The following is a 25364-nucleotide window of genomic DNA, read 5'->3' as shown; positions in this document are numbered from 1 at the left end:
TAATCAGTAAGGTCGCGCATTATAACCGATCATCTGTGAAGTTATTTCAAGCCTTCAGGAGAAATTTCAGGAACGGGTGGAAGTGGTAAAGAGAGACGAAAGCAGGCACCGCCTTCAGCACGATTTTCCGCCCAGATCTGACCGCCGTGGCTTTCGATAATCGTTTTACAAATCGCCAGTCCCAGCCCAACGCCCGGTACGGCCGATTCTTTATCACCGCGTGAAAATTTGTCGAAAATCCGCGTCAGGTCGTTTTGGGCGATGCCCGGCCCGCCGTCCCAGATGGCGATTTCCAGCCGGGTATTTTCACACCAGGCACGTATGCCGCGGGGCGCACAGTTGCCAGCGTACTTCAGGCTGTTTTCAATCAGGTTGGTAAATACCCGCTCCAGCAACGTACTGTCGCCTTTGATCAGGACAATATCTTCAGGCAGATCGAGTTCGACCTCTCTTCCCTTGAGCGACGGCGCCATGCTACTGAGCGCGCCACCAATCACCTCTTCCAGCGCCAGCCACTCTTCGCGTAAATTCAGGCCGCCTGACTGAATACGCGCCATATCCAGCATGTTGCTGACCAGACGAATGGTACTCAGGGTTTGTTCACGAATCTGGCTGGCCTGGGGCACATACTTTGAGTTATCGCTGGCCAGGTCCAGCATCAGCATTTCTGCCTGACCAAACAGCACCGTCAGCGGGGTACGTAAATCATGGGAGAGCGCCGACAGCAAAGCATTACGCAGCTGCTCACGTTCAGCTGACAGCCGGGAAGCCGCCTCACTCTGGGACAGCGCCATCCGCTCCAGGGCATTGGCAATCAGCACGGTGAAGGTTTCCAGCAGCCGTTGCTGTTCCGGCACCATCAGCTGACGCACATTCTGCGGTTCAACCACCAGCAATCCGCGACACAGATCGCCCACTTTCAGCGGCAGAATCTGGTAGGGCACCGCCGGTAAGGTGTCCGTGCCTGCGCCTGCTGGCTGGCCCTTGCTGAAGCTCCATTTCGCGATAGCCCAATCCGGTTCGTTGCCCGGCAGCGCGTTGCCCAGCGTGTGCAGTTCGCCCTGCTCATCGGGTAGCAGCAGCAGGCATCGCGCCTGTAAGGTCGCCTCCAGCACCCGCTGGCTGGTTGCGGCGATATCTTCAGGCGTCAGGCCGCTTCCCAGCGACTTGGCCATTTCGTAAAGCTGCCGCGTGCGCTGCTCCCGGTAACGGGCAACCCGCGCCTGGTAGCGGACGCCGGCCGTCAGGTTGCCAACAATAACCCCGACCGCCAGCATCACCCCAAAGGTCACCAGGTATTGCAAATCCGAGACCGCGACCGTGCCGGTAGGTGCGACGAAAAACAGGTCAAAGGCAATGATGTTCATAACGGTGGCGATAACGGAGGGCCATCGTCCATAGCGCAACGCGACGATCACCACCGCCAGCAAATAGATCATCACACAGTTGGCCGGATCGAAGCTGATCAGCACCGACTGCCCTGCGGCGGTGACCACAATACACAGCACCAGCGCCATCAGTACGCCGCGCAGCTGCAGCCGCCATTTGTCGCTGTTAACCCGATCCTCGGCTAACGGATGGGGCGCATCCTGGATAGGCTCATTGAGCGCCACGACCAACAGATCCAGATCGGGACCCAACTGCCCCAGCCGCTCGGCAAAGCTGTCACGCCGCCAGCGGCGCGCCGGGCGTCGGCCTGTCACAATCTTACCCAGATTGTGTTCCCGCGCGTAACGCAGGACCGCCTGCGCCTCATCAGGGTCGGACAGCGTCGCCGTCTCCGCCCCCATATCCTGCGCCAGCTTCAGCGTGCGTAAAATGGCCCGACGCCGCGCTTCCGGTAGCCGGTTAAGCCGGGGCGTTTCCACGTAAACGGCATGCCATTCGCTGCCCAGCCTGGCGGCCAGCCGCGCCGCCGTCCGCACCAGTTTTTCGCTGCCGGTATCGTCCCCAATACACAATAAAATGGCATCACGCGTGTGCCAGACCCGATCGCGGCCCTGACTGTCGCGCCAGGCGCGCATCTGGTCATCGACCCGGTCGGCAGTGCGGCGCAGCGCCAGCTCACGCAGGGCATACAGGTTGCCCTTACGAAAGAAATTTTCGATGGCGCGTTCGGCACGATCGCCAATGTAGACCTTGCCCTCTTTCAGGCGCTGGCGGAGATCGTCAGGCGGGAGATCAACCAGTACCACTTCGTCGGCAGCGTCAAAAAAGGGATCGGGAACGGTTTCACGCACCTGAATGCCGGTGACGCCACCGACCACATCATTCAGACTTTCCAGATGCTGAACATTCACTGTCGTCAGGACATCAATGCCCGCTTCCAGCAGTTCCTCAATATCCTGCCAGCGTTTGGGATGACGTGAGCCCTTCACGTTCGTGTGCGCCAGCTCATCCATCAAAATTACTGCCGGATGGCGCGCCAGCGCGGCATCAAGGTCGAACTCCGCATGCCGCGAACGGCCCGTCGCCCGGCGCGGCAACAGCACCAGTCCGTTAAGAAGCTGCGCTGTTTCCGGACGTTCGTGCGTTTCCACTACGCCCACCAGCACATCCAGCCCCTGGGCACGCAGCCGCTGCGCCTCCTGCAACATGGCATAGGTTTTTCCTACGCCCGCACAGGCGCCAAAATAGATTTTCAGTTTGCCGCGATGGCTGTCGCTGCTGGTCTGCAGCAGCGCATCCGGATCGGGGCGCAGCGGTTCGTGGTTCATAGCGTCCTTACAGTTATTTGAGGTCGTTCAGCGCCAGATTAAGCTGCAGCACATTGACAGTCGGTTCGCCGATAAAGGGCAGCAGCGGGCGCTGCGTCATGCTGTCTACCAGGGCATCCACTTTCGCCAGCGGCAGCTGACGTGCCGCCGCGATACGCGGTGCCTGCCACAGCGCAGCCTCAGGCGAAATCTCCGGGTCCAGTCCACTGGCCGAGGTGGTTACCAGCTCGACCGGTACCGCCCCGTTAGCCTGCGGATTCGCCGTGCGCAAAGCCGCCACGCGCTCGGCTACAGCCTTATCCAGCGCCGGGTTGCTGGCCGCCAGGTTGCTGCCGCTGGAGGCCAGAGGATTATAAGGCTTATCACCGGTTGCAGAAGGACGCCCCCAGAAATAACCGGGCTGGCTAAAATTCTGACCAATCAGCGCTGATCCCCGTTCTTCGCCATCGACATTCAATACTGACCCGTTAGCCTGCCAGGGAAACAGCAGTTGCGACAGTCCCGTGGTAAGCAAAGGATAAACGACGCCGCACACAACCGTTAGCAGCAAAAGCAGGAAAATCGCCGGACGTAACTGACTCATTTTAATCTCCTCAGGCCATACCAGACAGCACGAGCAACATATCAATCGCTTTGATGCCGACAAAGGGCACCAGCAGCCCACCTAACCCATAAATCAGTAAATTACGGCGCAACAGCGATGCGGCACTCAAGGGGCGATAGCTGACACCTTTAAGCGCCAGAGGGATCAGGAATACAATCACCAGGGCGTTAAAAATCACGGCCGACAGGATGGCCGATGCGGGCGAGTGCAGCTGCATCACGTTGAGCATATTTAACTGTGGATAGGTTGCCGCAAAGGCGGCCGGGATGATGGCGAAATACTTGGCAACGTCATTGGCGATACTGAAGGTGGTCAAGGAACCGCGCGTCATCAGCATCTGCTTACCAATGTGCACCACTTCCAGCAGTTTGGTGGGGTTCGAGTCCAGATCGACCATGTTGCCCGCTTCTTTCGCCGCCTGAGTACCCGAGTTCATGGCAACCGCCACGTCCGCCTGGGCCAACGCTGGCGCGTCATTGGTGCCGTCACCGGTCATCGCGACTAAGCGCCCCTCCGCCTGATACTGACGAATCAGTGCCAGCTTGGCTTCCGGCGTCGCTTCTGACAGAAAGTCATCCACTCCCGCCTCTGCCGCGATGGCGGCGGCGGTGAGCGGGTTATCACCGGTGATCATCACGGTTTTAATGCCCATCTTGCGCAGTTCCGCAAAACGTTCTTTGATGCCACCTTTAACGATATCTTTTAGCGCCACCACGCCCAGCACCTTTGCGCCTTCCGCCACCACCAGCGGTGTGCCACCGGCCCGCGCCACCTCTTCAACCCGGGCGTTCACCTCAGCCGGAAAGGCACCGTGGCTGGCTTCAATATGACGGCGCACCGCATCGACCGCACCTTTACGGATCAGGCGGTCCTGTACGTTGACGCCGCTCATACGGGTTTGAGCCGAGAAGGGAATAAAGCTGGCGCCCATGCTGCTCAGGTCACGTTCACGCAGGTTAAACTTTTGCTTCGCCAGCACCACGATGCTGCGCCCTTCCGGCGTTTCATCCGCCAGGGACGCCAGCTGCGCCGCATCGGCAAGCTGTTCTTCCGTGACGCCGGGAGCCGGTAAAAACTGCGTTGCCTGACGGTTACCCAGCGTGATGGTGCCGGTTTTATCCAGCATCAGCACATCCACGTCGCCAGCGGCTTCAACAGCGCGGCCACTGGTGGCAATGACGTTAGCGCCCAGCATCCGGCTCATCCCGGCCACGCCGATAGCGGACAGCAGACCGCCAATGGTGGTCGGGATCAGGCATACCAGCAGCGCCACCAGTACGGTGATGGTGACCGGCGTGCCGCCCCAGGCTGAAAAAGGCCACAGCGTGACGGTGGCTAACAGAAACACAATGGTGAGCGACACCAGCAGAATGGTCAGGGCAATCTCATTCGGGGTTTTACGACGCTGTGCGCCTTCGACCATGGCGATCATCCGGTCCAGGAAGGTTTCGCCTGGGTTGGCGCTGCAGGTAATGACCAGCCAGTCAGACAGAATGCGTGTCCCGCCGGTCACCGAGGCGAAATCCCCGCCCGATTCACGGATCACCGGTGCCGATTCACCGGTGATCGCGCTCTCGTCTACCGATGCGCCCCCTTCCACGACTTCACCGTCGCAGGGGATCACATCACCGGCCTCTACCAGCACGGCATCCCCTTTACGCAGCGCATCGGCCGCCACCTGCTGCCACGCTGCACCGTAGTGCGCCGCCGACAGTTTTTTGGCGAAGCTGGTCTTTTTAACGCCTTTCAGGCTGTTTGCCTGGGCTTTACTGCGCCCTTCCGCCAGGGCTTCTGCCATGTTGGCAAACAGCACGGTGAACCATAGCCACAGGGCAATCGCGCCGGTAAAGCTGGCGCTGCCGCTCTGGTGTCCGGTAAACATCATTATGGCCAGAATCGAGGTCAGGATACTGCCCAGGTAAACCACAAACATGACCGGATTGCGAAACTGCACGCGAGGATCGAGTTTTTTTACCGCATCGATCGCTGAGGTACGTAACAGCGCTGCGTCAAACACCTGTTGTTGACGACTCATGATTATTGTCCCTGAATAAGTTGCAGATGCTCGGCGACCGGACCCAGCGCCAGAGCAGGAATAAAGGTCAGCGCGCCGACCAACAAGACGGTACCGACCAGCAGTGCGATAAACAGCGGACCGTGCGTAGGGAGCGTGCCGTTACCTACCGGCTGCACTTTTTTCACCGCCATTGCCCCCGCGATCGCCATGACCGGAATAATGATGCCGAAGCGACCCACGAACATGCACACCGCCAGCAGCAGGTTCCAGAACGGCGTATTGGCGCTCAGGCCCGCAAAGGCGCTGCCATTGTTATTGGCGGCCGACGAAACGGCATACAGGACTTCACTAAAGCCATGCGTTCCGGGGTTTGCCATACCTGCGCGTCCGGCGTCGGTCATCATCGCAATCGCCGTACCGATCAACACCAGCGCGGGCGTGACCAGAATCGCCAGGGCCGTCATTTTCATTTCCCATACGTCGATTTTCTTGCCGAGGAATTCCGGTGTGCGGCCAATCATCAACCCGGCAATAAACACCGCCAGTAAGACAAACAGCAGCATCCCGTACAGACCGGCACCCACGCCGCCAAACACCACCTCGCCCAGTTGCATCAGCAGCATCGGCACCATACCGCCCAGCGCCGTAAACGAGTCATGCATCGCGTTTACCGCACCGCAGGACGCCGCCGTCGTAATCACCGCAAACAGGCTGGAGTTGAGAATGCCGAAGCGCGTTTCTTTGCCTTCCATATTGATGGCGCTGTCAGCCCCTAGCGTCAGAAAGTGCGGGTTGCCACGTAGTTCAGCCCACATCACCAGCGCAGCAGCCACGACAAACATCAGCGTCATGGACCACAGCAACATTGAGCCCTGGCGCCGATCTTTTACGCTTTCGCCAAAGGCAAAGCAGAGAGCCGCCGGAATCAGGAAGATACTAAGCATCTGTACGAAATTGCTCAGCGCGGTAGGGTTCTCAAACGGATGCGCAGAGTTGACGTTGAAAAAGCCGCCGCCGTTGGTGCCCAGCATTTTGATGGCTTCCTGAGAGGCAACCGGCCCCATTGCCAGCGTTTGCTGCGCACCTTCGAGGCTGGTGACGTTGTGATACGGCAGGAAGTTCTGGATGCTGCCCTGGCTGACAAAAAACAGCGCCATCAGCAGGCTGATCGGCAACAGGACATAGAGTGTAATGCGCGTTAAATCGCGCCAGGCGTTCCCCAGGGTTGCCACCGAACGATTAGCAAAACCGCGAATCAGCGCAAACGCCACGGCGATGCCGGTGGCGGCGGAAACGAAGTTCTGCACCGTCAGCCCGACCATCTGGCTGAAGTAACTCAGGGTGCTTTCACCGGCATAAGACTGCCAGTTGGTGTTGGTGACAAAACTGATAGCGGTATTCAGCGCCAAATCCCAGCTCAGTCCGGGAAGATGTTGCGGATTGAGCGGCAACGCTCCCTGAAACATCAGGATGGCGAGCAGCACCACGAAGCCAAGCAGGTTGAACACCAAAATTGCCAGCAGGTAGTGCTGCCAGCGCATACCGCCTTCTTGTACACCCGAAAAACGCCACAGCAGGGCTTCAGCACGTGCAAAGAGGGGTTTATCGGCAACCAGCGCGGCCAGCCCACGCCCCAGCGGTTGCGCCATCACCATCAGCAACAGCAGATAAACCGCGATCAGTAAAAACGCATTGGCCGCCATCAGAAAGCCTCCGCATTTAACAGGGCATAGATCAGATAGCCCAGCAACAACACTACCAGCACAATGCCGGTTATTACGCCTGCACTCACAGCAACCTCCAGAGGATTGGATTTGCTGAGTAGCTTGCGCTGGCGCACATAAAGAAAGGGTTAAAATGCGGGTCAGGGATGTAAAAAATGTATAAAAACGACCCGCAATATCAGGCGGCGTCCAGCAACCAGATTCGGCGCAGATCGACGTTGTCCCAACGGCCGTTATCTTCGGCACACACAATGCTGTCAGTACAAAAACTGTCGCCCAGATCCAGCACCTCAGGTTTGATTTCCCGCTGCGCATGCAGTGACCAGAAGACATGCACCGTAGGTCGCTGTAATGACTTATCGCCGCCCTTCACCACCAGCGCAATGCGTCCAGACGCCAGGCGAACCAGGGAACCGACGGGATACATCCCTATCGTACTGACGAAAGCGTGCAGTAAGGTACTGTCGAAATGCCCCGGCCAGCTCAACATCATTTGCAGGGTTTTGGCTGGGGTCCAGCCTTTACGGTAAGGCCGCGTTGAGGTCAGCGCATCGTAAACGTCACAAATCGTCGCCATGCGGGAATACACGCTGATCTCATGGCCTTTCAGGCCATAGGGATAGCCGCTACCGTCATATTTTTCATGGTGATGCAGCGCGATATCCACAAGATCATCGCCTGCCTGTGCATCCATCAGCATTTGCGCACCTGCAATCGGATGTTCACACATGATCTTAAACTCTTCGTCGTTGAGCGTGTCCGGTTTGTTGAGGATAGCGAGTGGTACGGCTGCCTTACCCAGGTCGTGCAGTAATCCGCCCATCCCCACCCGCTGAAGCTGCTGAGCATCCAGCCCCAGTTTTTTTCCAAAGGCGATCATGAGCCCACAGACCGCCATGGAGTGCAGGTAGGTGTAATTGTCATGATCCTTTAGCTGCGCAACGCGTAACAGCGCGGAGGGCTCACGCTCAATAGAGCCCGCAATCTGATCGACAATGGCAATCATATCATTGAGATTCAGACCATGGCCCAGGCGTGCCTCGCTGAACATGGCCAGCACTTTTGGCTTTCCCTGTTCAAAGATATGCTGCGCCTGCTCCATTTCCTGAGAAAAAGGCGCACGCAGGCCTGAATCGACCTTTTTCGGCACAGATGGCGTCACTGAAATCGATTTCTCCATATCGATCCATAAACGCTGTATGCCCTCATGACGAAACATCGAAACCTGACGTTGATCGGTGATCAACATCTGATTACGAATGCGTTTGTCTTTAAACCACCAGACTTCAAGCTTGTGGACGAACATACCCGGTTTTAGTTCGTCAATGGTGATGAGTTTAATCACAATCTCCCTCCAGAGTATCAGCGGGTGATATCGTGATATCGGCAGGCACTCGGTTTTGTGCAGGTCATTTTGTGCGAACTGTGGCACAGCACAAATTTTAGCCGTCGAAGGGAGATTTTTCCTGTTAACCGGTAAAAAAGAGCGTGGTCAGGCTGTCTCAGTGAGCAATTTTGCCATCATCACCACATCGTGAAATTTGCCTTCACGCAGTGACGCCTGGCGGCGGATGCCTTCGCGTTCAAAACCCAGTCGCTCATACAGCGCCAGCGCCCGGTGATTATCGTGAAACACCTCCAGTTCCATACGGGTGATGCCCAGCCAGTTGCGCGCATAATCCATGGCGTTACGAATCAAATGCTCTCCGATTCCCCGACCAGAGAAGGCGGGATCGACGCCAATACCGAAACTGATGCAGTGGCGGGTACGCGGATTATGATTGGTAAACAGCGTGAGTTCGCCCACCATTTCCCCCTCAACTTCGGCGATAAAATTGATAAAGCCTTCCGCATCCATCTTTGCAAACTTCTTTTCCCAGGTCGCGACGCTGGGGAAAGGCAACTGAAGCGTCCAGGGATAAACCGCCGGATGACCGTAAAGACGTTGGTATGCCGCAGCATCGCCAGGCTCGCGGCCGCGCAGAGTGATATCCATATTTAATCCTTTTTAATCGGGCGTACACATGCACTAAGCTGTAACTCTTCCCGAACGGAAAGAGTGACTCTATGTTGTATCGTCGTTTCGAACGTTTTATCAATATTTTTCAGGATGCGCCAACCGATATGCCGCCTTCACGGGTCTGGCCATTTTACTTTTACTATCTGCGTCAGGTGTGGCCGAGCTTCGCCGCACTACTGGTGGTGGGATTAATTGGCGCACTGATTGAGGTTGCACTGTTCAGTTATCTGAGCCGCATTATCGATTTGGTGAATCACGCTACGCCAGCAACGTTGTTCAGGGATAACTGGCAAACGTTGTTATGGATGGGCTGTGTTGCGCTAATACTGCGCCCGGTATTTATTGCACTGCACGATATGCTGGTCCATCAGAGCATTAACCCCGGCATGACCAGTATGATCCGCTGGCAGCACCATAATTATGTCCTGCGGCAGAGCATGAACTTTTTTCAGAACGACTTCGCCGGGCGGATTGCGCAACGTATTTTGCAAACCGGTAATTCGCTGCGCGACTCGGCAGTACAGTTGGTGGATGCGATCTGGCATGTGCTGATCTATGCCGCAACGGCGATGGTCCTGTTTGCAGAAGCCGACTGGCGTTTGATGATTCCGCTGATAATCTGGATTGTGGCCTACGTTGCCGCGCTGCGCTTTTTCGTCCCCCGGGTAAAAGCCCGTTCGGTGGTGTCATCGGAGGCCCGTTCGAAGCTGATGGGCACCATTGTTGACGGCTATACCAACATCGCCACCATCAAGCTTTTCGCGCACAGCGATCTTGAACGTCAGTATGCCCGCGAAGCGATTCAGGAGCAGACGGATAAGACGCAGCATGCTAACCGGATGGTGACCAGCATGGACCTCACCTTATCAACGCTGAACGGAATCCTGATTGTCTCAACGTCAGGACTGGCGCTGTGGCTGTGGAGCGAGTCGCTGATCAGCGTTGGCGCCATTGCCCTGGCAACCGGCCTGGTGATCCGCCTGGTCAACATGTCCGGCTGGGTGATGTGGGTGGTAAACGGGATTTTTGAAAACATCGGTATGGTGCAGGACGGACTGAATACCATTTCACAACCGCTTAGCGTGCAGGATTCCTCAAAGGCAACACAGCTAAAGGTGACGCAGGGCGAGATTCGTTTCGACGCTATCCGTTTTGACTATGGCGGCGGCCGTCAGGTCATTGATGGCCTGAACCTGACCATCAAACCCGGTGAAAAAATTGGCCTGATTGGGCCTTCCGGTGCGGGTAAATCCACCCTGGTGAACCTGCTGCTGCGCCTGTACGACCTCAACGGCGGTCGTATCCTGATTGACGGTCAAAATATTGCTGAAGTGACGCAGGAGAGCCTGCGCAGCCAAATCGGGATGATCACCCAGGATACCTCGCTGCTGCATCGCTCTATTCGCGAAAACCTGTTGTACGGGCGGCCAGATGCCAGCGAAGAAGAACTCCAGTTAGCCATTCATCGCGCCCGCGCCGATGAGTTTATCCCGTTGCTGTCGGATTCTCAGGGCCGGTTTGGCCTGGATGCACATGTGGGTGAACGCGGCGTGAAACTGTCAGGCGGGCAGCGCCAGCGCGTAGCTATCGCCCGTGTCCTGTTGAAAGATGCGCCGATCCTGATTATGGATGAAGCGACGTCCGCGCTCGATTCCGAAGTGGAAGCCGCGATTCAGGAAAGCCTGGAATCCCTGATGCAGGGCAAAACGGTGATTGCCATCGCCCACCGCCTGTCCACCATTGCCAAAATGGATCGTCTGGTGGTGCTGGAAAAAGGCCAGATTGTGGAAATCGGTAGTCACTCTGAGCTACTGGCTCAAAATGGCCTGTATGCCCGTCTGTGGCAGCATCAGACGGGAGGATTTGTTGGCGCAGATTAATCGCCGCGTCGATATGGCAGGGCGTCACGGGCTTCTTCGGCCCAGAGATGGACGCCTTGCCGCTCCTGCTGCAGAAAGTCATCCACGGCCGCGCGCAGGCCGGGATGGCACAAATAGTGCCAGGAGTGGGTCATCTGGGGTTCAAAACCACGTACCAGTTTGTGCTCGCCCTGCGCGCCCGCATCAAAGCGTTGCAGCCTTTCCGCAATGGCGAAATCCATCCCCTGATAAAAACAGGTTTCGAAGTGAAGCCGGTCAAATTCCGCCAGGCAGCCCCAGTAGCGGCCATACAGGCTTTGGCCGTCCTTGAGGTAAAAGGCCATCGCCGCCGGTTGTTGCTGCAGACGGGCAATGACCACGCGAATATTGTCCGGCAGCCTCTCAGCCAGCAGGCTGAAGAAGGCGCGGGTCAGATAGGGCCGCTGGCCGCGCACTGCATAAGTATTGGCGTAGCAGGTATAGACAAAGTCCCACTGATCCTCGCGCAGTTGATCGCCGCGATACCAGTCAAATTCAAAACCGCTCTGCACCACCTGCTCGCGCTCTTTTCGCAGCTGTTTACGTTTACGCGACATCAGCGTATCCAGGAAATCCTGAAAGTCGCGATAGCCTCGATTGTGCCAGTGATACTGGCAGCCCAGGCGTGACAGCCAGTCAGGTTGCGCCGCCAGCAAGGCGTTCGCTTGCGGGTCGGTGAAGTTGATATGCGCACCACTCAGCCCCTGTTCAGCCAGCGCGTCCGGGAGAGCAGCAAGCAGTCGGGCGGCGGCATCCGCTGCGCCGAGTACGCGTGCCCCTGTGACCGGGCTGAAAGGAATCGCGCCCAGCCATTTCGGATAGTACGGAATCCCGGCGCGCTGACAGGCATCTGCCCAGGCGTGATCGAAAACGTATTCACCCTGAGAATGAAACTTTTGATAACCGGGAAGCGCGGCGCGAAGCACACCGGCCTCACGCCAGAGAAGGTGATCGGGCTGCCAGCCCCTTTCCGGCCGGACGCTGCCACTTTCTTCCAGGCTCAGCAAAAACGCGTGGCGTAAAAAAGGCTGTTGATCGGGTAACAGCGCATCCCATTCAGCGGCAGAGATATCTGAAAGCGAACTCAGGTGGAACAACGACATGCATAACTCCAGACAGCAACCGATGACACGTCAGTCAAGCAGGTTTTAGGGTTCAGGGAAAGCAGAACGGCACGGAATGCCTCATGCCAACGCGCGACCTGAAGCGTCGTTAGGTTTTGACGTTAATCCCGCCAGCTGTTCAAATGCCTGCAGAATCTGACAAAACAGCGAAGGAACGGACATGGCAAAAGCATTGGTGATCTTCCTACACGGCGTGGGCAGTAACGGCGACGATCTGGCCCCCATTGGCGACGACTGGGCAACCCTGCTCCCGGATGTGGCCTTTGCCTCACCGGATGCGCCTTACGTCTTTGAGCATGGCGCGGGCTATCAGTGGTTTAGCCTGGCCGGGATTACGCCGGAAAATCGCCCGGGTCGGGTGCGTGAAGCCCGCGAGGCCTTTGACCGCGTTATTCGTCATCTGATGGCGCAGCACGGAATGGCAGATCGCTGGGAAAACGTCATTCTGGTGGGCTTTTCGCAGGGCTCAATTATGGCGCTGGATCTGCTGGCTTCCGGGCGTTATCCGCTCGCGGGCGTGGTGGCGTTTTCCGGACGCCTGGCCTTTGACGGCCCGCTGACGCCAGCACCTCACACGCCAGCCCTGATAATTCATGGTCGTGCTGATACGGTCATACCGGCCAGTGAAAGCGAGTCGGCGGCCACTCGCCTGAAGGCGGCTGGCGTCCTGGTCGAAGCGGTATTTGAGCCGCAGACCGGTCACACGATTTCGGGTCAGGGCGCGATGCACGCCGCCGGGTTTATTGCTCAGTGCTTGCAGGACTAAACCGCAGACATGCCGGTTTGGCCCTCAGGCTAGCCCAACAGGTTAATGAGCGCGAAACCGGCAAAACTCATCAGTAACGAGCCAATGACATGCACCAGCGCACTGCTCATCGCCCACAGGTATTTGCCGGTCTGCAATAAGGTCATTAACTCTGCTGTAAACGTGGAAAACGTGGTAAGCCCGCCGCATAAGCCCGTAATGATGAGTAACCGCCAGGCGGGATCGAGTGAGGGATTTTTGATAAACCAGGCCATTGCACCGCCAATCACGAATCCGCCAATCAAATTCACCAGCAAAGTCCCCGGTGGCAGATTGGGGAAAAACGCATTAAAACGCATACCGAACCACCAACGCAGTACACAGCCCACACTGCCGCCCAAAATCACAGCCAATAGCGGTTTTAACATCACAGACTCCATTTCAGGATTTGCGCAGAAGAGGGTGGAGGGCCAGAAAAAATGCATGCACCTGACACTCCAGCTCCCGCGAAAGGATTAAGGATAATGTCAGGCGTCATCAGCCGCAGGTTACGCCTGCAGGCGGTTGGGAAAGGTGGAACGCCATCACCTTATGCGCGCCATAATACGACGCCTTTTTCTGACTGGCAACCACAGTTGAGCGGGGAAATCAGCAATGCCAACCGACGCCGTCTGGACAGATGCCCCCGCTCAGGCTGCCGCAAAGCAGACGGTTTTGGGCCACACAATTCAGGTTTCCTCTTGAGCCGTTTTCCGCTTAAATGGTGACCTGCCAGCGGCCTTAAAGGGCCGTTTAATGCCCTTCACGCATAGCGAAGGGATGAGCCTGTTCTGGAGCGGCCTGTGCGAACTGTCATTTTAGATACTGATATCGGCGTAGACGATGCCTTTGCTCTGGCTTATGCCGCCCGCACCCAACATTTGCTGGGCATTACTACGGTGTTTGGCAACGTTGCCGTGGGACAGGCCGTGAAAAACGCCCGGCTGTTTTGCCACAAAATGGCGATTGAGGTGCCGGTATACCGGGGCTGTTCACGTCCATTAGCCCAGGCGCCGAGCGCGCCTGCCCGACTGCATGGCGAAGATGGTTTAGGGGACGCGTTTGATAATCCCTTCAGCGATGAGGCACCCGGTGCCGTTCAGTTTATTATCGACAGCGTGCGGGCCCGTCCGGGTGAAATCACGCTTGTCGCGATAGGTCCGCTGACCAATATCGCCAGCGCAATCAATCAGGCGCCGGATATTATTCCGCTGGTGAAAGAGCTGGTCATAATGGGCGGCGCATTTGGCACGGATGGGCACAGCGGGAATGTCACGCCCTTCAGCGAATTTAATATCTGGAAAGATCCTCACGCCGCCGATCAGGTTCTCTCTTCCACCTTGCCGATCGTGGTGATCCCGCTCGATGTCACGCATAACGTCTTGATCCACAGCGATGAGGTCGATCGACTTCATCAACCCGTCCTGCATGCGATCTGCCGCCCCTATCTGGCATACAGCCTTGAGAAGGAAGGCTTTTCTGGTATGGCGCTGCATGACACGCTGACGATATCCTGGCTGTGTTTGCCTGACGCGTTCACGCTGGTGGAAAGCCCGCTTCGTGTCATTACGGAAGGCATTGCCTGCGGCCAGACGGTGCGTCAGTTGAGTGCCCTGGCGTCCCGGCATGATCCCTTCCGCAATCTGCCTCGACAGCGCATCGCACTGGGGGTTGATGCGGAGGCCGTGCGGAAACACTTTTTTCAGTTGCTCAGCCGATAAGCCTGGCGGCGAGACGGCTCCTGTCATCCACCGTTAGCGATCAAAATCGATAACGCCTTTAATCAACTCACGATTGTTGATAACCGCTTCCTCAAAGTGCTCTGCCAGCGTAGAGAAGGCGAAATGGCGGTTCAGCATCATTTCTGCTCGCAGTTTCCCGGCGGCCATGAGTTCACGCACCCGGTCAAAATCTTCGCGCGTAGCGTTCCGGCTGCCCATCAACGTACTCTCTTTTTTGTGGAATTCACTGTCGGGGATGACCAGGTCGCCTTTGTGCAGGCCTACATAAACCACCGTACCGCCATGCCGAATCAGGTTAACCGCCGCGTTCATGGCCGCCGGGTTGCCCGTGGCATCGATCAGGGTTAACGCCAGCTGACCGTTAAATCCAGCGCGCAGCTTGGCGATGAAATCGGCGTCAGCCGGGTTAAGCGCGGGAAGACCCAGCTGTTGACTGACGTGCTGGCGGCGGTATTCACTGGTGTCCGCCACGATGACCTGCGCGCCATTGGCCGCCGCGATGGCCGCCGCCCCCAGCCCAATAGGGCCAGCGCCCACCACCAGCACGGCATCGCCCTGTGCCACTGCCGCACGCCTTACCGCATGGGCGCTAATCGCAAAGGGTTCAATCAGCGCCGCCGCCTCAGGTGCCAGCGCGTCCACGGCCAACAGGTTTGACGCAGGCACGCTCAGATAGTCACAAAAGCCGCCATCCTGATGTACGCCAATAACTGAGATATGTTCACAACAGTTGGTTTTACCGCTTTGGCAGGCATCGCACTGATAACAGGAGAGATAGGGGATCAGCGCCACGCGCTGGCCAACGGCAAACCCCTCCACGGCGCTGCCTATTTCAACAATGTCTGCGCAGAGTTCATGCCCGAGTACCCGTGGATAGCTAAAAAAAGGTTGGTTTCCCGCCCAGGCATGGATATCCGTGCCGCAGATGCCCGCGCTGACAATTTTAATCAGCACCTCCCCTGGCGCGGGTTGAGGCGTTGCGCGCGTGGTCCAGACCATATTGCGTGGTTCGGCGATGACTAATGCTTTCATTGTTGTCATGGTAAGACTCCCGTTATCGTTAGCGCAGTTATGGCTAATCTTGCCGTGACAAGGCATTTCCTTTGCGCGTTCTGTGAAGCGTGACGGTTTTTTTGGGCCTTCAATGGTTTTTAATGCATAAAAAACCGGAGCCGCTCATGAGCCGTAGTCAGAATTTACGTCATAACGTGATCAACCATATGCTGGAAAGCATTGCCCAGGGTCATATTCAGTCGCCCCTGCCGCCACAGGCCGCCCTGGCTGAAATGTTTAATATCAGCCGCACTACGGTGCGGCATGCTCTGCGTTATCTGCACCAACGCGGCGTGCTGGAGAACGTAAAAGAGAGCTGGGTCATCGTGCGCGAGCCTGAAGAGCAAGACAGCCTCAGCGCCGTCACGCCAGCCATTGAGCTGCAGGCCAGCCAGGTGGAAAAACGCTTTTTTGATATGATTAATCAGCGACTGCTGCAGCCCGGTGACACGTTCAGCGAACTGCAACTGGCAAAACAGGCCAACGTCAGCCCGGTAGCGGTACGGGAATTCCTGCTGCATTTTATGCGTTATAACCTGCTGGAACCGGTTAAACGCGGCCACTGGCAGATGAAAAAGTTTTCACAGGAGTACGCCGAAAAGTTATTTGAGCTGCGCGAGATGCTGGAAACTCATGCGCTTACCCGCTTTCTAAATTTGCCCAGAGAGGATGAACGCTGGATCCAGGCCAGAGATCTACTGGATCGCCACCGATCGATGCGCGAAACGATCGCCAGCAACTATCGCCATTTTGCTGCCCTCGATAAAGAGCTGCACTGGCTGATCCTGTCTGCCGCCAACAACCCCTTTTTTAATCAGTCGCTGGAGATTATTTCAGTGATTTTTCATTCGCATTATCAGTGGGATGAAAGCGATCTTAAGCAGCGCAATATCGTCGCGCTGGAAGAGCATATGGCGATTCTGTCCGCCCTGATTGGCCGCCGGGATGTGGATGCGCTGTGCGCATTGCATAACCACCTGGCTACCGCCAAGCGCTCTATGGTACGGAGCATTAATCAGTACAATTAAAACCCGATTAAAAACCACAAAGCATTAGCTCCCGCACGATTTTGAAACAACTTTACAACATATCCTGTTCATTCCCCCTACTCTCAGCGCAACGCCCCGACGGCCTTGTACCGCCGGGCGACCGTAATACTCACAATAATGATGAATCGCCTGCCCGGGGAGATTGCCATGGAACACAGATCGGTTGTTGATCACGCGAACCCGTCCGACACTTCGCCCGATGAGGCGTTTGTGCCGTGGCGCAGTGATATCGTGCGCTCGCCGCGCATTCGTAAAGTCCAGATTACCGCCATGCTGCTGCTGCTGTTTGCTGCCGTCATTAACTACCTGGATCGCAGTTCGCTGTCTGTGGCCAACATGACCATTCGTGATGAAATGGGGCTGAGCGCCACCGAGATCGGCGTGCTGTTGTCTGCGTTTTCGCTGGCCTATGGGCTGGCGCAGTTGCCCGCCGGTGCGCTGCTGGACCGTAAAGGACCGCGCATTATGCTGGGCCTGGGAATGTTTATCTGGTCCCTGTTCCAGGCCGCGTCCGGACTGGTGCATAACTTTACGCAGTTTGTCCTGGTGCGTATTGGGCTCGGCATTGGTGAAGCCCCCATGAATCCGTGCGGGGTCAAGGTCATCAACGACTGGTTTAACATTAAAGATCGCGGTATGCCGATGGGGATGTTTAACGCCGCCTCGATGATTGGCTTATCCATCGCGCCGCCCATCCTGGCGGCCATGATGCTGGTTCTGGGCTGGCGCGGCATGTTTGTCACCATCGGGATTCTGGGTGTGTTTCTTGCCATCGGCTGGTACCTGGTTTACCGCGATCGCGATAACAAACAGCTAAGCGCTGAAGAGATCCACTACCTGCAGGCAGGCAGCGTGGCATCGCGTAAAGAGCCGATCAGCTTTCAAGAATGGCGTGGGCTGTTTAAACAACGCACCATGTGGGGCATGATGATTGGCTTCAGCGGCATCAACTATACCGCCTGGCTGTATATCGCCTGGCTGCCGGGCTATCTGCAATCCACCTATCATCTCGACCTGAAAAGCACGGGATTACTGGCGGCCATTCCCTTCCTGTTCGGTGCCGCAGGCATGCTGTTAAATGGCTATGTGGTTGATGCGCTGGTCAGGCGCGGCTGGGATGCGGTAAAAACCCGTAAAGTCTGCATTGTCAGCGGTATGATTCTGTCTGCCGGGTTTACCGCTATCGTGACGCGCGCGACCGACACCACCAGCGCCGTGACGCTGATTGGGATGGCGCTGTTTTGCATCCACTTTGCCGGTACTTCCTGTTGGGGTTTGATTCATGCCAACGTCACCGCGCGTATGACGGCGTCCGTGGGCAGCATTCAAAACTTCGCCAGCTTTATCTTTGCCTCGTTTGCGCCGGTCGTGACCGGATGGGTGCTGGATACCACCAAATCATTCAGCCTGGCGCTGATGATTTGCGCCTGCGTCACCCTGGTTGGCGCCCTGGCGTACCTGCTGCTGGTGCGCAAACCCATCACGGACGGCGCCTGATATCCCCGATTCAGGTCAGCGGGTGGAGGGTCACGCCATGGCGCGCACCATAACGCTGAATGCCCGCAATCGCTTTATCAATACTGAGCGGCGGCGGCGCAGGCAGTAGCGGGGCGCGCTCCCGGAGCGCCGAATCGAACCGGGAAAAGGTGGCAAAATCGTGGGGGAAGCGCGTTTCATCTACCCCGACTAATGCGCCCTCTTCCCTGGCGAAGGCCAACAGCTGTTTCCAGCGATCGACGTCCGCCAGGCCAATGCTGTCGGTGCCGTGCGAATACAGCATCATATCGATATGGTTGAAAGGCGGCTGCTTTTCAAGAAAGCGCTGTAGCGCATCAGCCGACGGCACGGATGGAAACATCAGCCAGAACGGAATTGCGTGCTGCTGCATGCTGCACCAGGGATCCATAAGTAAAAAGCTGTCTACCGTCAGCCGGGCAGGCAATATGCCCGCCGCCAGATACCAGTCGCGATAAATTTCAGCGACCACGAAACTCAGCGCTTCGGGATGGTCGTAGCGAATCTCCATCAGCCGCCAGCGCTGGGCTTCTGCCAGCTTTTTCAGTGGCGAAATCAGGTAGCCATCCAGCCCCCATTCGGCTTCAGGGACGTGGTCGGTGATAGCAGGCGGTTCCCAACGCGCCCGATCCACGCCTGCCCGCGCCAGATATTCCGCCACTCTCGGCCCGCCCTGCAAATACTCCTTTTCGGTTGCGCCGCCGGGGGCGCCAAACTGAAAGAAAGAGCGGTCACTGGTGCGCGTTACCGGCCACTGTCGCGTACAGTGATTAATGAACAGTGTTGATCCCGCCGGTAATCCTCCCAGCAGAAACTCATTGAAGGCCAGCGGCATGTCGCGCAGCTTCAGGCGGAAATAGTGCATTTTTTCCAGCAGGAGGCGATCCTGACTCGGATCCTGCATGTGGTGCACGGCAAGCTTAGGCCAGGTCGCCAGCAACGCTGCTGCCACGGCCTTGCCGTTTTCAAATTCGGACTGGGCGTCATCCGGATCGCTCTGCTGTACCCGCACCGGGCACAAAAACGTTTGCGGTAGCCACGGCGTTCCCATCGCCGCGGCCAGATGCACCATGGCACCGTTAGTGGCACCGACAAACGCAGCCGGATAATCGCGCTGCGGATAGGTACTGACCATCCATTCGGCGATGCCTTCGACGTCCAGTTCACTGGCCTGTTTGTGACTGATGCCCTCGGCCAGGCCACTGACCGCATAGCCCCACTCACGCAGCCGGGTCGGTAACCGATCAAGTGAAGGCAGTAAGCGGTCTAACATGGGCGACTGGCCTGGACTGGCAAAAGGCCGATCGTGCAGCGCATTCGCTAAGGCCAGCAGCATCGTGGCGGCTGAATCAAACCGGGCAATGCCCTTGGGAGGTTTACTCATGCTGGCTCTCCTGCTGAATACGCGCCAAAAAAGGTCGGATGGCGTGGCAGAAACTCCACGGATAGACATAGTGCAGCCGGTGCGTGCCGCCGCGCAGGGTGATTTTTTCACTGTGCGGCAGCAGCCCCGCCAGCTCATCCAGCCAGCGCGCCGGGCAAACCGGATCGCGCGAGCCTCTCAGCAAGAGGGTTGGCGCGGTGAGATAGGTCAGGTGGTGTTCGATAGGATCGTTCAGCATGGCGCGCAGGGTGCCAAAGGCTCGCGGCAAACCGGCTTTCGCCCAGTCAATTCGGGCCAGCGAGTCGGGCGATCGATGCGCTTCCATTCGGCTGTTACGCCAGCCTCGCCATATCTGACGAACCACGCTGCGCGCGTGGCGATCGGCGGTGGGCCCCTGTAATACCAGGCCTGCCACCGCTTCGGGGTATTTATCCGCCAGAGCCGCCAGCACCTGGCAGCCAAAAGCGCTCCCAACCCAGATCGCCCGCTGAAATCCGTTATGCTGTAACCATTGCCACAGGATATCGGCCAGCGCTTTCACCGAAAGAACCGGTGCGGATGCGGGCAACGCACTACCGCCAAAGCCTGGCAGGTCGGGCACCAGAACGTGATAATCCCGTCCCAGCGCCAGTGCCAGTGATTCCATCGACCGCCCCGACATTACCAGGCCGTGAATCAGCACCACGGGCAACCCCTGAGGTTCCTCAGGCGTGACGCGGGTAAACATGCGCCAGTCACCGATCTGTTGATAATAACCCGCCAATCCCGCGTGATGACTGCGTGGTGAAACCGGCGGCGTTTGCTTCATTTGCTGCCAGCGTTTCGTGCCCCACATGACCGCCGCGACACCTAAGCCGATCCCGGCGGCAAGCGCCATGCCCTGCCGCTTTCTACACTGGATGGTACGCCTCATCAGCTGCTCCTGTTCCTGGGTATCCATTGAGTGTAGGACGGGAATGGCAGAGGCAGGCGGTTAATGCATTGGGTCAGGCAATGGTATGGCGCAGGCGGCCGATTTTTTCGATCTCAACCTCAACCACATCGCCACTGAACATGAACAGCGGCGGCGTGCGTTTTTTACCCACGCCGCCCGGTGAACCCGTGATAATCACATCGCCTGGCGACAGCGGGCTAAAGGCGGAAACGTATTCAATAATGTTGGCTACCGGATGCACCATGCTGCCGGTGGTATCGTTTTGTACTTCCTGACCGTTCAGCACCGTTTTAATGGTCAACTGCTGCGGATCAGGGATCTCGTCGGCGGTAGTCATCCAGGGCCCGAAGCCTCCGGTTTGCGGCCAGTTTTTCCCTGCGGTAAACCAGGTAAACTGCATGTCGCGCACCGTCGCATCCATAAAGCAGCTGTATCCTGCCACCGCGCTCAGCGCCTCTTCCGCCTTAACCTGATGCGCAGGCTGGCCGATGATCACCGCCAGTTCCCCCTCGTAATCAAACTCCTGGGTGGTGGTGGGTTTTTGCAACGGTTGCTCATGGCCGACCAGGGAGTCAGCAAAGCGTACAAATAACGTGGGGGCATCCAGCGTGGCGGCGAATTCCTGGCGTTTATCGGCATAGTTCATGCCCACGCAAAACACTTTACCAGGCTGCTCGATGACGGGCAGAAACTGCACAGTTGACCAAACATGATCGGCGGGCATCGCCTCAAAAGCAGTCAGGTCGGCCAGTGACGAGCGCGTCAGGAAGGTTTTTAAATCCGGGCAGGCTTTTCCCAGGCGCATACCGACATCCACTACGCCCTGAGCCTTAACGATACCAAAGCTTTTCTTCCCCTGTTCAGGAAGGTAAAAACTGCATAGCTGCATGACCGCCTCATGATGATTACGGGTTATAACCGCATGTTTTACAAGAAATTGGCGCGCAGAGTAGCAAAAATAGCGATGAAAATCGTACCTCGTTTGGCACATCGGATGTCCAGATGTATCACGTTGTGTCAACAGGAGGATGTCAGGAAGGTCACGCAGATAAGGGTGTCGTTATGACAGGGGACAATCAAAAGGGGGGGCGAGATAACGAGGTGATAATCACCGGTCAATCCCTGACCGCGACTATCGAGGGTATTCGGTGGGCGCTTAGTTCAGCGCGCCTGGCGGTACGTGTTTAAAGGTTTCGACATAAGCGTGGAACACGTACTTAAAAAAACGTTTCATACATCATCCGGTTAAAATTTTGTTGAATATCTACAGCAAAAGTATAGCTCCTGCTGTTTAAAGCATCAATAAATTTTGAACCAGATCACAAAATTCACTTTTAACTGCGTTACTGAAACAGGGCCAGGTGCTCTGCAAGAATGGTTGACCCAATAGCAATCAGGACCAGGCCGCCCAGCACTTCAGCCCATTTGCCCAACACCGGTCCGATAAAACGCCCAATCAGCACGCCGGTGGTGGCCATTACGGTGGTTGCCGCACCGATAGTCAGGGCCGTGGTCACGATATTTACCTGCAGGAACGCCAGTCCAACCCCGACGGCCAGGGCATCAAGACTGGTTGCGACCGCCGTGGTGGCCAGTACCATGAAGCCGTGACTCTGCGGTGCTTCACAAGGCTCTGTGGCTGTTTTGCGGAAGCCTTCCATCATCATACGCGCGCCAAGAAAGGCCAGCAGGAAAAAGGCAATCCAGTGATCCCATGCCGCTACGTACTGGCTGGCTGCCAGGCCCAGCGCCCAACCGATAAGCGGCGTCAGGGCTTCGATACAACCGAAAATCAGACCGGTCCGCACGGCTTCCTTCAGGCCAGGACGATGCAAGGTTGCACCTTTGCCCAGTGCGGCGGCAAACGCGTCCATTGACATTCCAAAAGCAAGAATAAGCGTGGCAATAAAGGTCATGATTCGTTCACTTGGGATGAAAAAGCACGGCTTCATGCTAAATCCATCACACAATTTGCTCGGTTATTTAAAAAGTGCGCGCAGTCTATCACGCGATAATAGATATAAAAAGACAATAAAATCAGGGATTTAAGTATAGCAAAGGCTATAACTCATAACAGTCGCTATGAATGCCGCTAAGTTAATGTCATTTAAGCCTTTTCTCGACAGCTTTCCTCCGGGAATGACAGGTAGCGGCAGAGCATGATTGAACCTCTGCACGGAATACCGGAAAATGTCCGGCTGATAAACAGAGAACACTGCTCATGAATAACCCTTTCGAGTCCTTAATCCTTCCCGGTGGCATTTTACTGCTGGGCTTTCTGTCTGCCCTGCTGCTACCCGCACCGGCTTTTAGCCTGACGGTGGCGCAGCATTTGCAGCAGCTGTTTCATTTACAGGATCTGAGCCAGCTGTACACCCTGGTGTTCTGCCTGTGGTTCCTGGTGCTGGGCGCGCTGGAGTTTTTTGTTATCCGCTTTGTCTGGCGTCGCTGGTTCAAGGTGTGACAACGCTGTCCTGCAAAAGCGGCCTGGATACAGGGCTGCCGGGCGGTTGGCCCTGGCCGGTTTTCTGTTCTGAAGAAAATCTTAAAATTGCGCTGTCACGCGTATTTCCTGAGGCGTCGCAACCGTGCTGGCATCCTGCATGGGGCAACTCCTGAGGTCACAAAAATGTAACATTTGTTTTACACAAATGGGCCAGATACACCAACGATTAAAAATTCACCTCAAAGAATAAAATTAAATAAACGCCATTTTTCATAAGTTTAAATTATTCCTTCCCTTGGGTGACATTTTCACCCTGCACCATAAAGAGGCAATCTCGCAACATCCATTTTAACTTAACTCACTGAGTTAAAAGAAAAATCTCCCTTATACCCAGCCAGGCATTATGATTATTTCTTATGCTGAATCATTTCTGCATTTAAAAAATAAACAAATGTTTAAATCCGATACGAGAATGTTATATTTGGGCAACAAAGCATAACGTTGAGTTAACTCGTTATCGTCGCTTTAACCCATACCTGAGTCTTAACCCGGAAATAGCGCAACGCGCTCATCAGAAGCGTGACTATTTCGCCTGCAACGCTGTTGAGCTTCAGGTCAACAGAAGAGGAGATGTCGCCTCATGTGCAAATCAGCTGTAAATCTTGCGCTCATGATGAGTGTTAGCGGAAAGGACACCACCAGGGCGCAGGAGCGTAAAGACGTTGATGTACTGCTTATTGGCGCAGGCGTCATGAGTGCTACGTTAGGAACCTGGCTTCAGGATCTGGAACCTGACTGGTCCATCGAAATGGTGGAGCGGCTGGGACACGTAGCGGAAGAGTCTTCAAATGGCTGGAACAACGCGGGTACAGGCCATGCGGCGCTGGCCGAGTTGAACTATACGCCTCAGCGAGCCGATGGCAGTATCGATATCGCCAAAGCCGTTGCGATTAACGAGTCATTCCAAATTTCTCGCCAGTTCTGGGCTTATCACGTTCAGAAAGGCAACCTGCATACGCCGAAAAGCTTTATTCACAGTACTCCGCACATGAGCTTTGTCTGGGGCGATGATAATGTCTCGTTCCTGCGCAAGCGCTTTACTGCCTTACAGAAAAGCACGCTGTTCCGCGGCATGGCTTACTCTGAAGATCCGCAACAAATCGCACAGTGGATTCCGCTGGTCATGAAAGGCCGTGCGTCGAATCAGAAAGTGGCAGCAACCTGGACAGACATGGGTACCGACGTCGATTTCGGTGAAGTAACGCGCCAGCTGATTGCTTCCCTGGAGCAAAAAGCCAACTTCCGTTTACGGATGCATCAGGAAGTGCGCGAGATTACCCGCCTTAATGATGGCCGCTGGCAGGTGACGCTCGTCTGCATGAAAGAGGGTACACGCCGCACGTTGACGGCTGGAAAGATCTTTATTGGCGCGGGCGGTGCGGCGCTGCCGCTGCTGCAGAAAGCCGGCATTCCGGAAGCCAACGGCTATGCGGGCTTCCCGGTTGGCGGTTCCTTCCTGGTCACCGAGAATCCAGACGTCGTAAAACAGCACATGGCGAAAGTCTATGGCAAAGCCAGCGTGGGCGCGCCACCGATGTCCGTGCCCCATGTCGATACGCGTGTGCTGAACGGCAAGCAGGTGCTGCTGTTTGGTCCCTTTGCGACCTTCTCGACCAAATTCCTGAAGCAGGGCTCGCTGCTGGATATGTTTGCCTCACTCAACAGCACCAACGTAATGCCCATGATCAAGGTCGGACTGAAAAGCTTTGATCTGGTGAAATACCTGATGGATCAGGTGCTGCAAAGTGACCGCGATCGTATGGATGCACTGCGTGCTTATGTGCCACAGGCGAAACAGGAAGACTGGCGCCTGGTGACGGCCGGGCAGCGCGTGCAAATCATCAAGAAAGATGAGAAAGAAGGCGCAGTGCTGCGTTTAGGCACGGAAGTGGTGTCGTCCGAAGACGGCTCTGTCTCTGCGTTGCTGGGTGCCTCGCCAGGTGCCTCGACCGCCGCGCCGATTATGCTGGAGCTGCTGCATAAGGTCTATCCGGAGCAGATGGCGTCGCCGGAGTGGCAAAATAAAATCCGTGCCGTGGTGCCGTCCTGGGGCCGTAAGCTGAATGGCGATGTGGCGCTGACTGAAAAAGTACTGGCAGAAACCAGCCGTATCCTGCAGCTCAAATATACGCCGGTTACGCCAGTGGCTGCCAACGATGAAGGCCGTGAAACCGCCTATGTCATAGGCAAATAACCCACGGCAGCTCGCAAAACATCATCGCTACGTGCGCATTCGTGGCGATGATGTGCCGGAAATCCAGAACGAAACGTCGCCCTTGACGACCGCGTCAGG

General features: G+C 56.4%; 22 protein-coding genes and 1 riboswitch. Of the genes, 7 read left to right on the top strand and 15 right to left on the bottom strand.

All coding sequences use genetic code 11. From position 1 onward, the window contains the following. Positions 1-41 precede the first annotated feature (41 nt). From kdpD to P9J57_RS01260, 7 genes are all read right to left on the bottom strand, one after another. The gene (kdpD, locus tag P9J57_RS01290) at positions 42-2717 is read right to left on the bottom strand and encodes a two-component system sensor histidine kinase KdpD (RefSeq protein WP_013027624.1); all 2676 of its coding nucleotides are present in this window, start codon (positions 2715-2717) and stop codon (positions 42-44) included. Between the two features lie 13 nt (positions 2718-2730). Further along, the gene (gene kdpC, locus P9J57_RS01285) at positions 2731-3300 is read right to left on the bottom strand and encodes a potassium-transporting ATPase subunit KdpC (protein ID WP_014594840.1); all 570 of its coding nucleotides are present in this window, start codon (positions 3298-3300) and stop codon (positions 2731-2733) included. 10 nt (positions 3301-3310) lie between these two features. Beyond that, complete coding sequence (gene kdpB, locus P9J57_RS01280) at positions 3311-5356, bottom strand: potassium-transporting ATPase subunit KdpB (RefSeq protein WP_013027626.1); 2046 nt, start codon at positions 5354-5356, stop codon at positions 3311-3313. Between the two features lie 2 nt (positions 5357-5358). After that, positions 5359-7041, bottom strand: a complete 1683-nt coding sequence (gene kdpA / locus P9J57_RS01275) for a potassium-transporting ATPase subunit KdpA (RefSeq protein ID WP_013027627.1) — start codon at positions 7039-7041, stop codon at positions 5359-5361. Further along, positions 7041-7130, bottom strand: a complete 90-nt coding sequence (gene kdpF / locus P9J57_RS01270; protein ID WP_015699348.1) for a K(+)-transporting ATPase subunit F — start codon at positions 7128-7130, stop codon at positions 7041-7043. The genes kdpA and kdpF overlap by 1 nt, the downstream gene beginning before the upstream one ends. Positions 7131-7240: 110 nt before the next feature. Further along, a complete protein-coding gene (locus P9J57_RS01265) occupies positions 7241-8407 on the bottom strand; it encodes an HD-GYP domain-containing protein (RefSeq protein WP_024472227.1) in 1167 nt (388 codons plus the stop codon). A gap of 147 nt (positions 8408-8554) precedes the next feature. After that, a complete protein-coding gene (locus P9J57_RS01260; protein WP_024472226.1) occupies positions 8555-9058 on the bottom strand; it encodes a GNAT family N-acetyltransferase in 504 nt (167 codons plus the stop codon). A 71-nt stretch (positions 9059-9129) separates the two neighbouring features. Between P9J57_RS01260 and P9J57_RS01255 the strand changes: the two genes are divergently transcribed. Continuing rightward, the gene (locus tag P9J57_RS01255; RefSeq protein ID WP_013027631.1) at positions 9130-10962 is read left to right on the top strand and encodes an ABC transporter ATP-binding protein; all 1833 of its coding nucleotides are present in this window, start codon (positions 9130-9132) and stop codon (positions 10960-10962) included. Here the strand turns inward: P9J57_RS01255 and P9J57_RS01250 are convergent. Beyond that, positions 10959-12083: a GNAT family N-acetyltransferase gene (locus tag P9J57_RS01250; RefSeq protein WP_028715903.1), complete on the bottom strand. Its 1125-nt coding sequence runs from the start codon at positions 12081-12083 to the stop codon at positions 10959-10961. The two genes, P9J57_RS01255 and P9J57_RS01250, sit on opposite strands and share 4 nt — an antisense overlap. Before the next feature lie 181 nt (positions 12084-12264). Here P9J57_RS01250 and P9J57_RS01245 point away from each other — a divergent pair, with 181 nt between their 5' ends. Continuing rightward, positions 12265-12870, top strand: a complete 606-nt coding sequence (locus P9J57_RS01245) for an alpha/beta hydrolase (protein WP_014604794.1) — start codon at positions 12265-12267, stop codon at positions 12868-12870. 29 nt (positions 12871-12899) lie between these two features. On the opposite strand, the gene crcB is transcribed toward P9J57_RS01245, so the two are convergent. After that, positions 12900-13277, bottom strand: a complete 378-nt coding sequence (gene crcB, locus P9J57_RS01240) for a fluoride efflux transporter CrcB (RefSeq protein WP_015699341.1) — start codon at positions 13275-13277, stop codon at positions 12900-12902. 93 nt (positions 13278-13370) lie between these two features. Continuing rightward, positions 13371-13447: riboswitch (Fluoride riboswitch) on the bottom strand. Positions 13448-13691: 244 nt separating this feature from the next. Between crcB and P9J57_RS01235 the strand changes: the two genes are divergently transcribed. Beyond that, positions 13692-14609, top strand: coding sequence for a nucleoside hydrolase (locus tag P9J57_RS01235; protein WP_019106346.1), 918 nt, complete (start codon positions 13692-13694; stop codon positions 14607-14609). A 33-nt stretch (positions 14610-14642) separates the two neighbouring features. On the opposite strand, the gene P9J57_RS01230 is transcribed toward P9J57_RS01235, so the two are convergent. Next, entirely contained in the window at positions 14643-15671 is a 1029-nt protein-coding gene (locus P9J57_RS01230; protein WP_019106345.1) for a zinc-binding alcohol dehydrogenase family protein, read from the bottom strand. Positions 15672-15808: 137 nt separating this feature from the next. Between P9J57_RS01230 and P9J57_RS01225 the strand changes: the two genes are divergently transcribed. Together P9J57_RS01225 and P9J57_RS01220 are read left to right on the top strand one after the other, a co-directional pair. Beyond that, positions 15809-16711 (top strand): GntR family transcriptional regulator, encoded by a 903-nt coding sequence (locus tag P9J57_RS01225; RefSeq protein ID WP_015699337.1) that lies wholly within the window; start codon positions 15809-15811, stop codon positions 16709-16711. A 168-nt stretch (positions 16712-16879) separates the two neighbouring features. Next, positions 16880-18229: an MFS transporter gene (locus P9J57_RS01220; protein ID WP_015699336.1), complete on the top strand. Its 1350-nt coding sequence runs from the start codon at positions 16880-16882 to the stop codon at positions 18227-18229. Between the two features lie 10 nt (positions 18230-18239). Here P9J57_RS01220 and P9J57_RS01215 read toward each other — a convergent pair whose 3' ends face one another. From P9J57_RS01215 to mntP, 5 genes are all read right to left on the bottom strand, one after another. Further along, positions 18240-19631 carry a hypothetical protein gene (locus P9J57_RS01215; protein WP_015699335.1) on the bottom strand — a complete coding sequence of 464 codons (1392 nt, stop codon included), beginning with the start codon at positions 19629-19631 and terminating at the stop codon, positions 18240-18242. Further along, on the bottom strand, positions 19624-20544 hold the full coding sequence (locus P9J57_RS01210) for an alpha/beta fold hydrolase (RefSeq protein WP_015699334.1): 921 nt from the start codon (positions 20542-20544) through the stop codon (positions 19624-19626). The genes P9J57_RS01215 and P9J57_RS01210 overlap by 8 nt, the downstream gene beginning before the upstream one ends. Before the next feature lie 73 nt (positions 20545-20617). After that, complete coding sequence (locus P9J57_RS01205) at positions 20618-21454, bottom strand: fumarylacetoacetate hydrolase family protein (protein WP_014604789.1); 837 nt, start codon at positions 21452-21454, stop codon at positions 20618-20620. A 267-nt stretch (positions 21455-21721) separates the two neighbouring features. Continuing rightward, positions 21722-21799, bottom strand: coding sequence for a stress response protein AzuC (gene azuC / locus P9J57_RS01200; RefSeq protein ID WP_112900613.1), 78 nt, complete (start codon positions 21797-21799; stop codon positions 21722-21724). A 109-nt stretch (positions 21800-21908) separates the two neighbouring features. After that, complete coding sequence (mntP, locus tag P9J57_RS01195) at positions 21909-22481, bottom strand: manganese efflux pump MntP (RefSeq protein WP_024472222.1); 573 nt, start codon at positions 22479-22481, stop codon at positions 21909-21911. Positions 22482-22786: 305 nt separating this feature from the next. Between mntP and P9J57_RS01190 the strand changes: the two genes are divergently transcribed. Together P9J57_RS01190 and mqo are read left to right on the top strand one after the other, a co-directional pair. Beyond that, on the top strand, positions 22787-23029 hold the full coding sequence (locus P9J57_RS01190; protein ID WP_013027643.1) for a DUF1158 family protein: 243 nt from the start codon (positions 22787-22789) through the stop codon (positions 23027-23029). A 622-nt stretch (positions 23030-23651) separates the two neighbouring features. Next, positions 23652-25265 carry a malate dehydrogenase (quinone) gene (gene mqo / locus P9J57_RS01185; protein ID WP_105079953.1) on the top strand — a complete coding sequence of 538 codons (1614 nt, stop codon included), beginning with the start codon at positions 23652-23654 and terminating at the stop codon, positions 25263-25265. The last annotated feature ends 99 nt before the right edge of the window (positions 25266-25364 follow it).

The sequence above is a fragment of the Pantoea sp. nfd-35 genome, assembly GCF_056892255.1.
The sequence above is the reverse complement of the archived record's forward strand: the minus strand, read 5'-3'. Positions and strand labels throughout refer to the sequence as shown.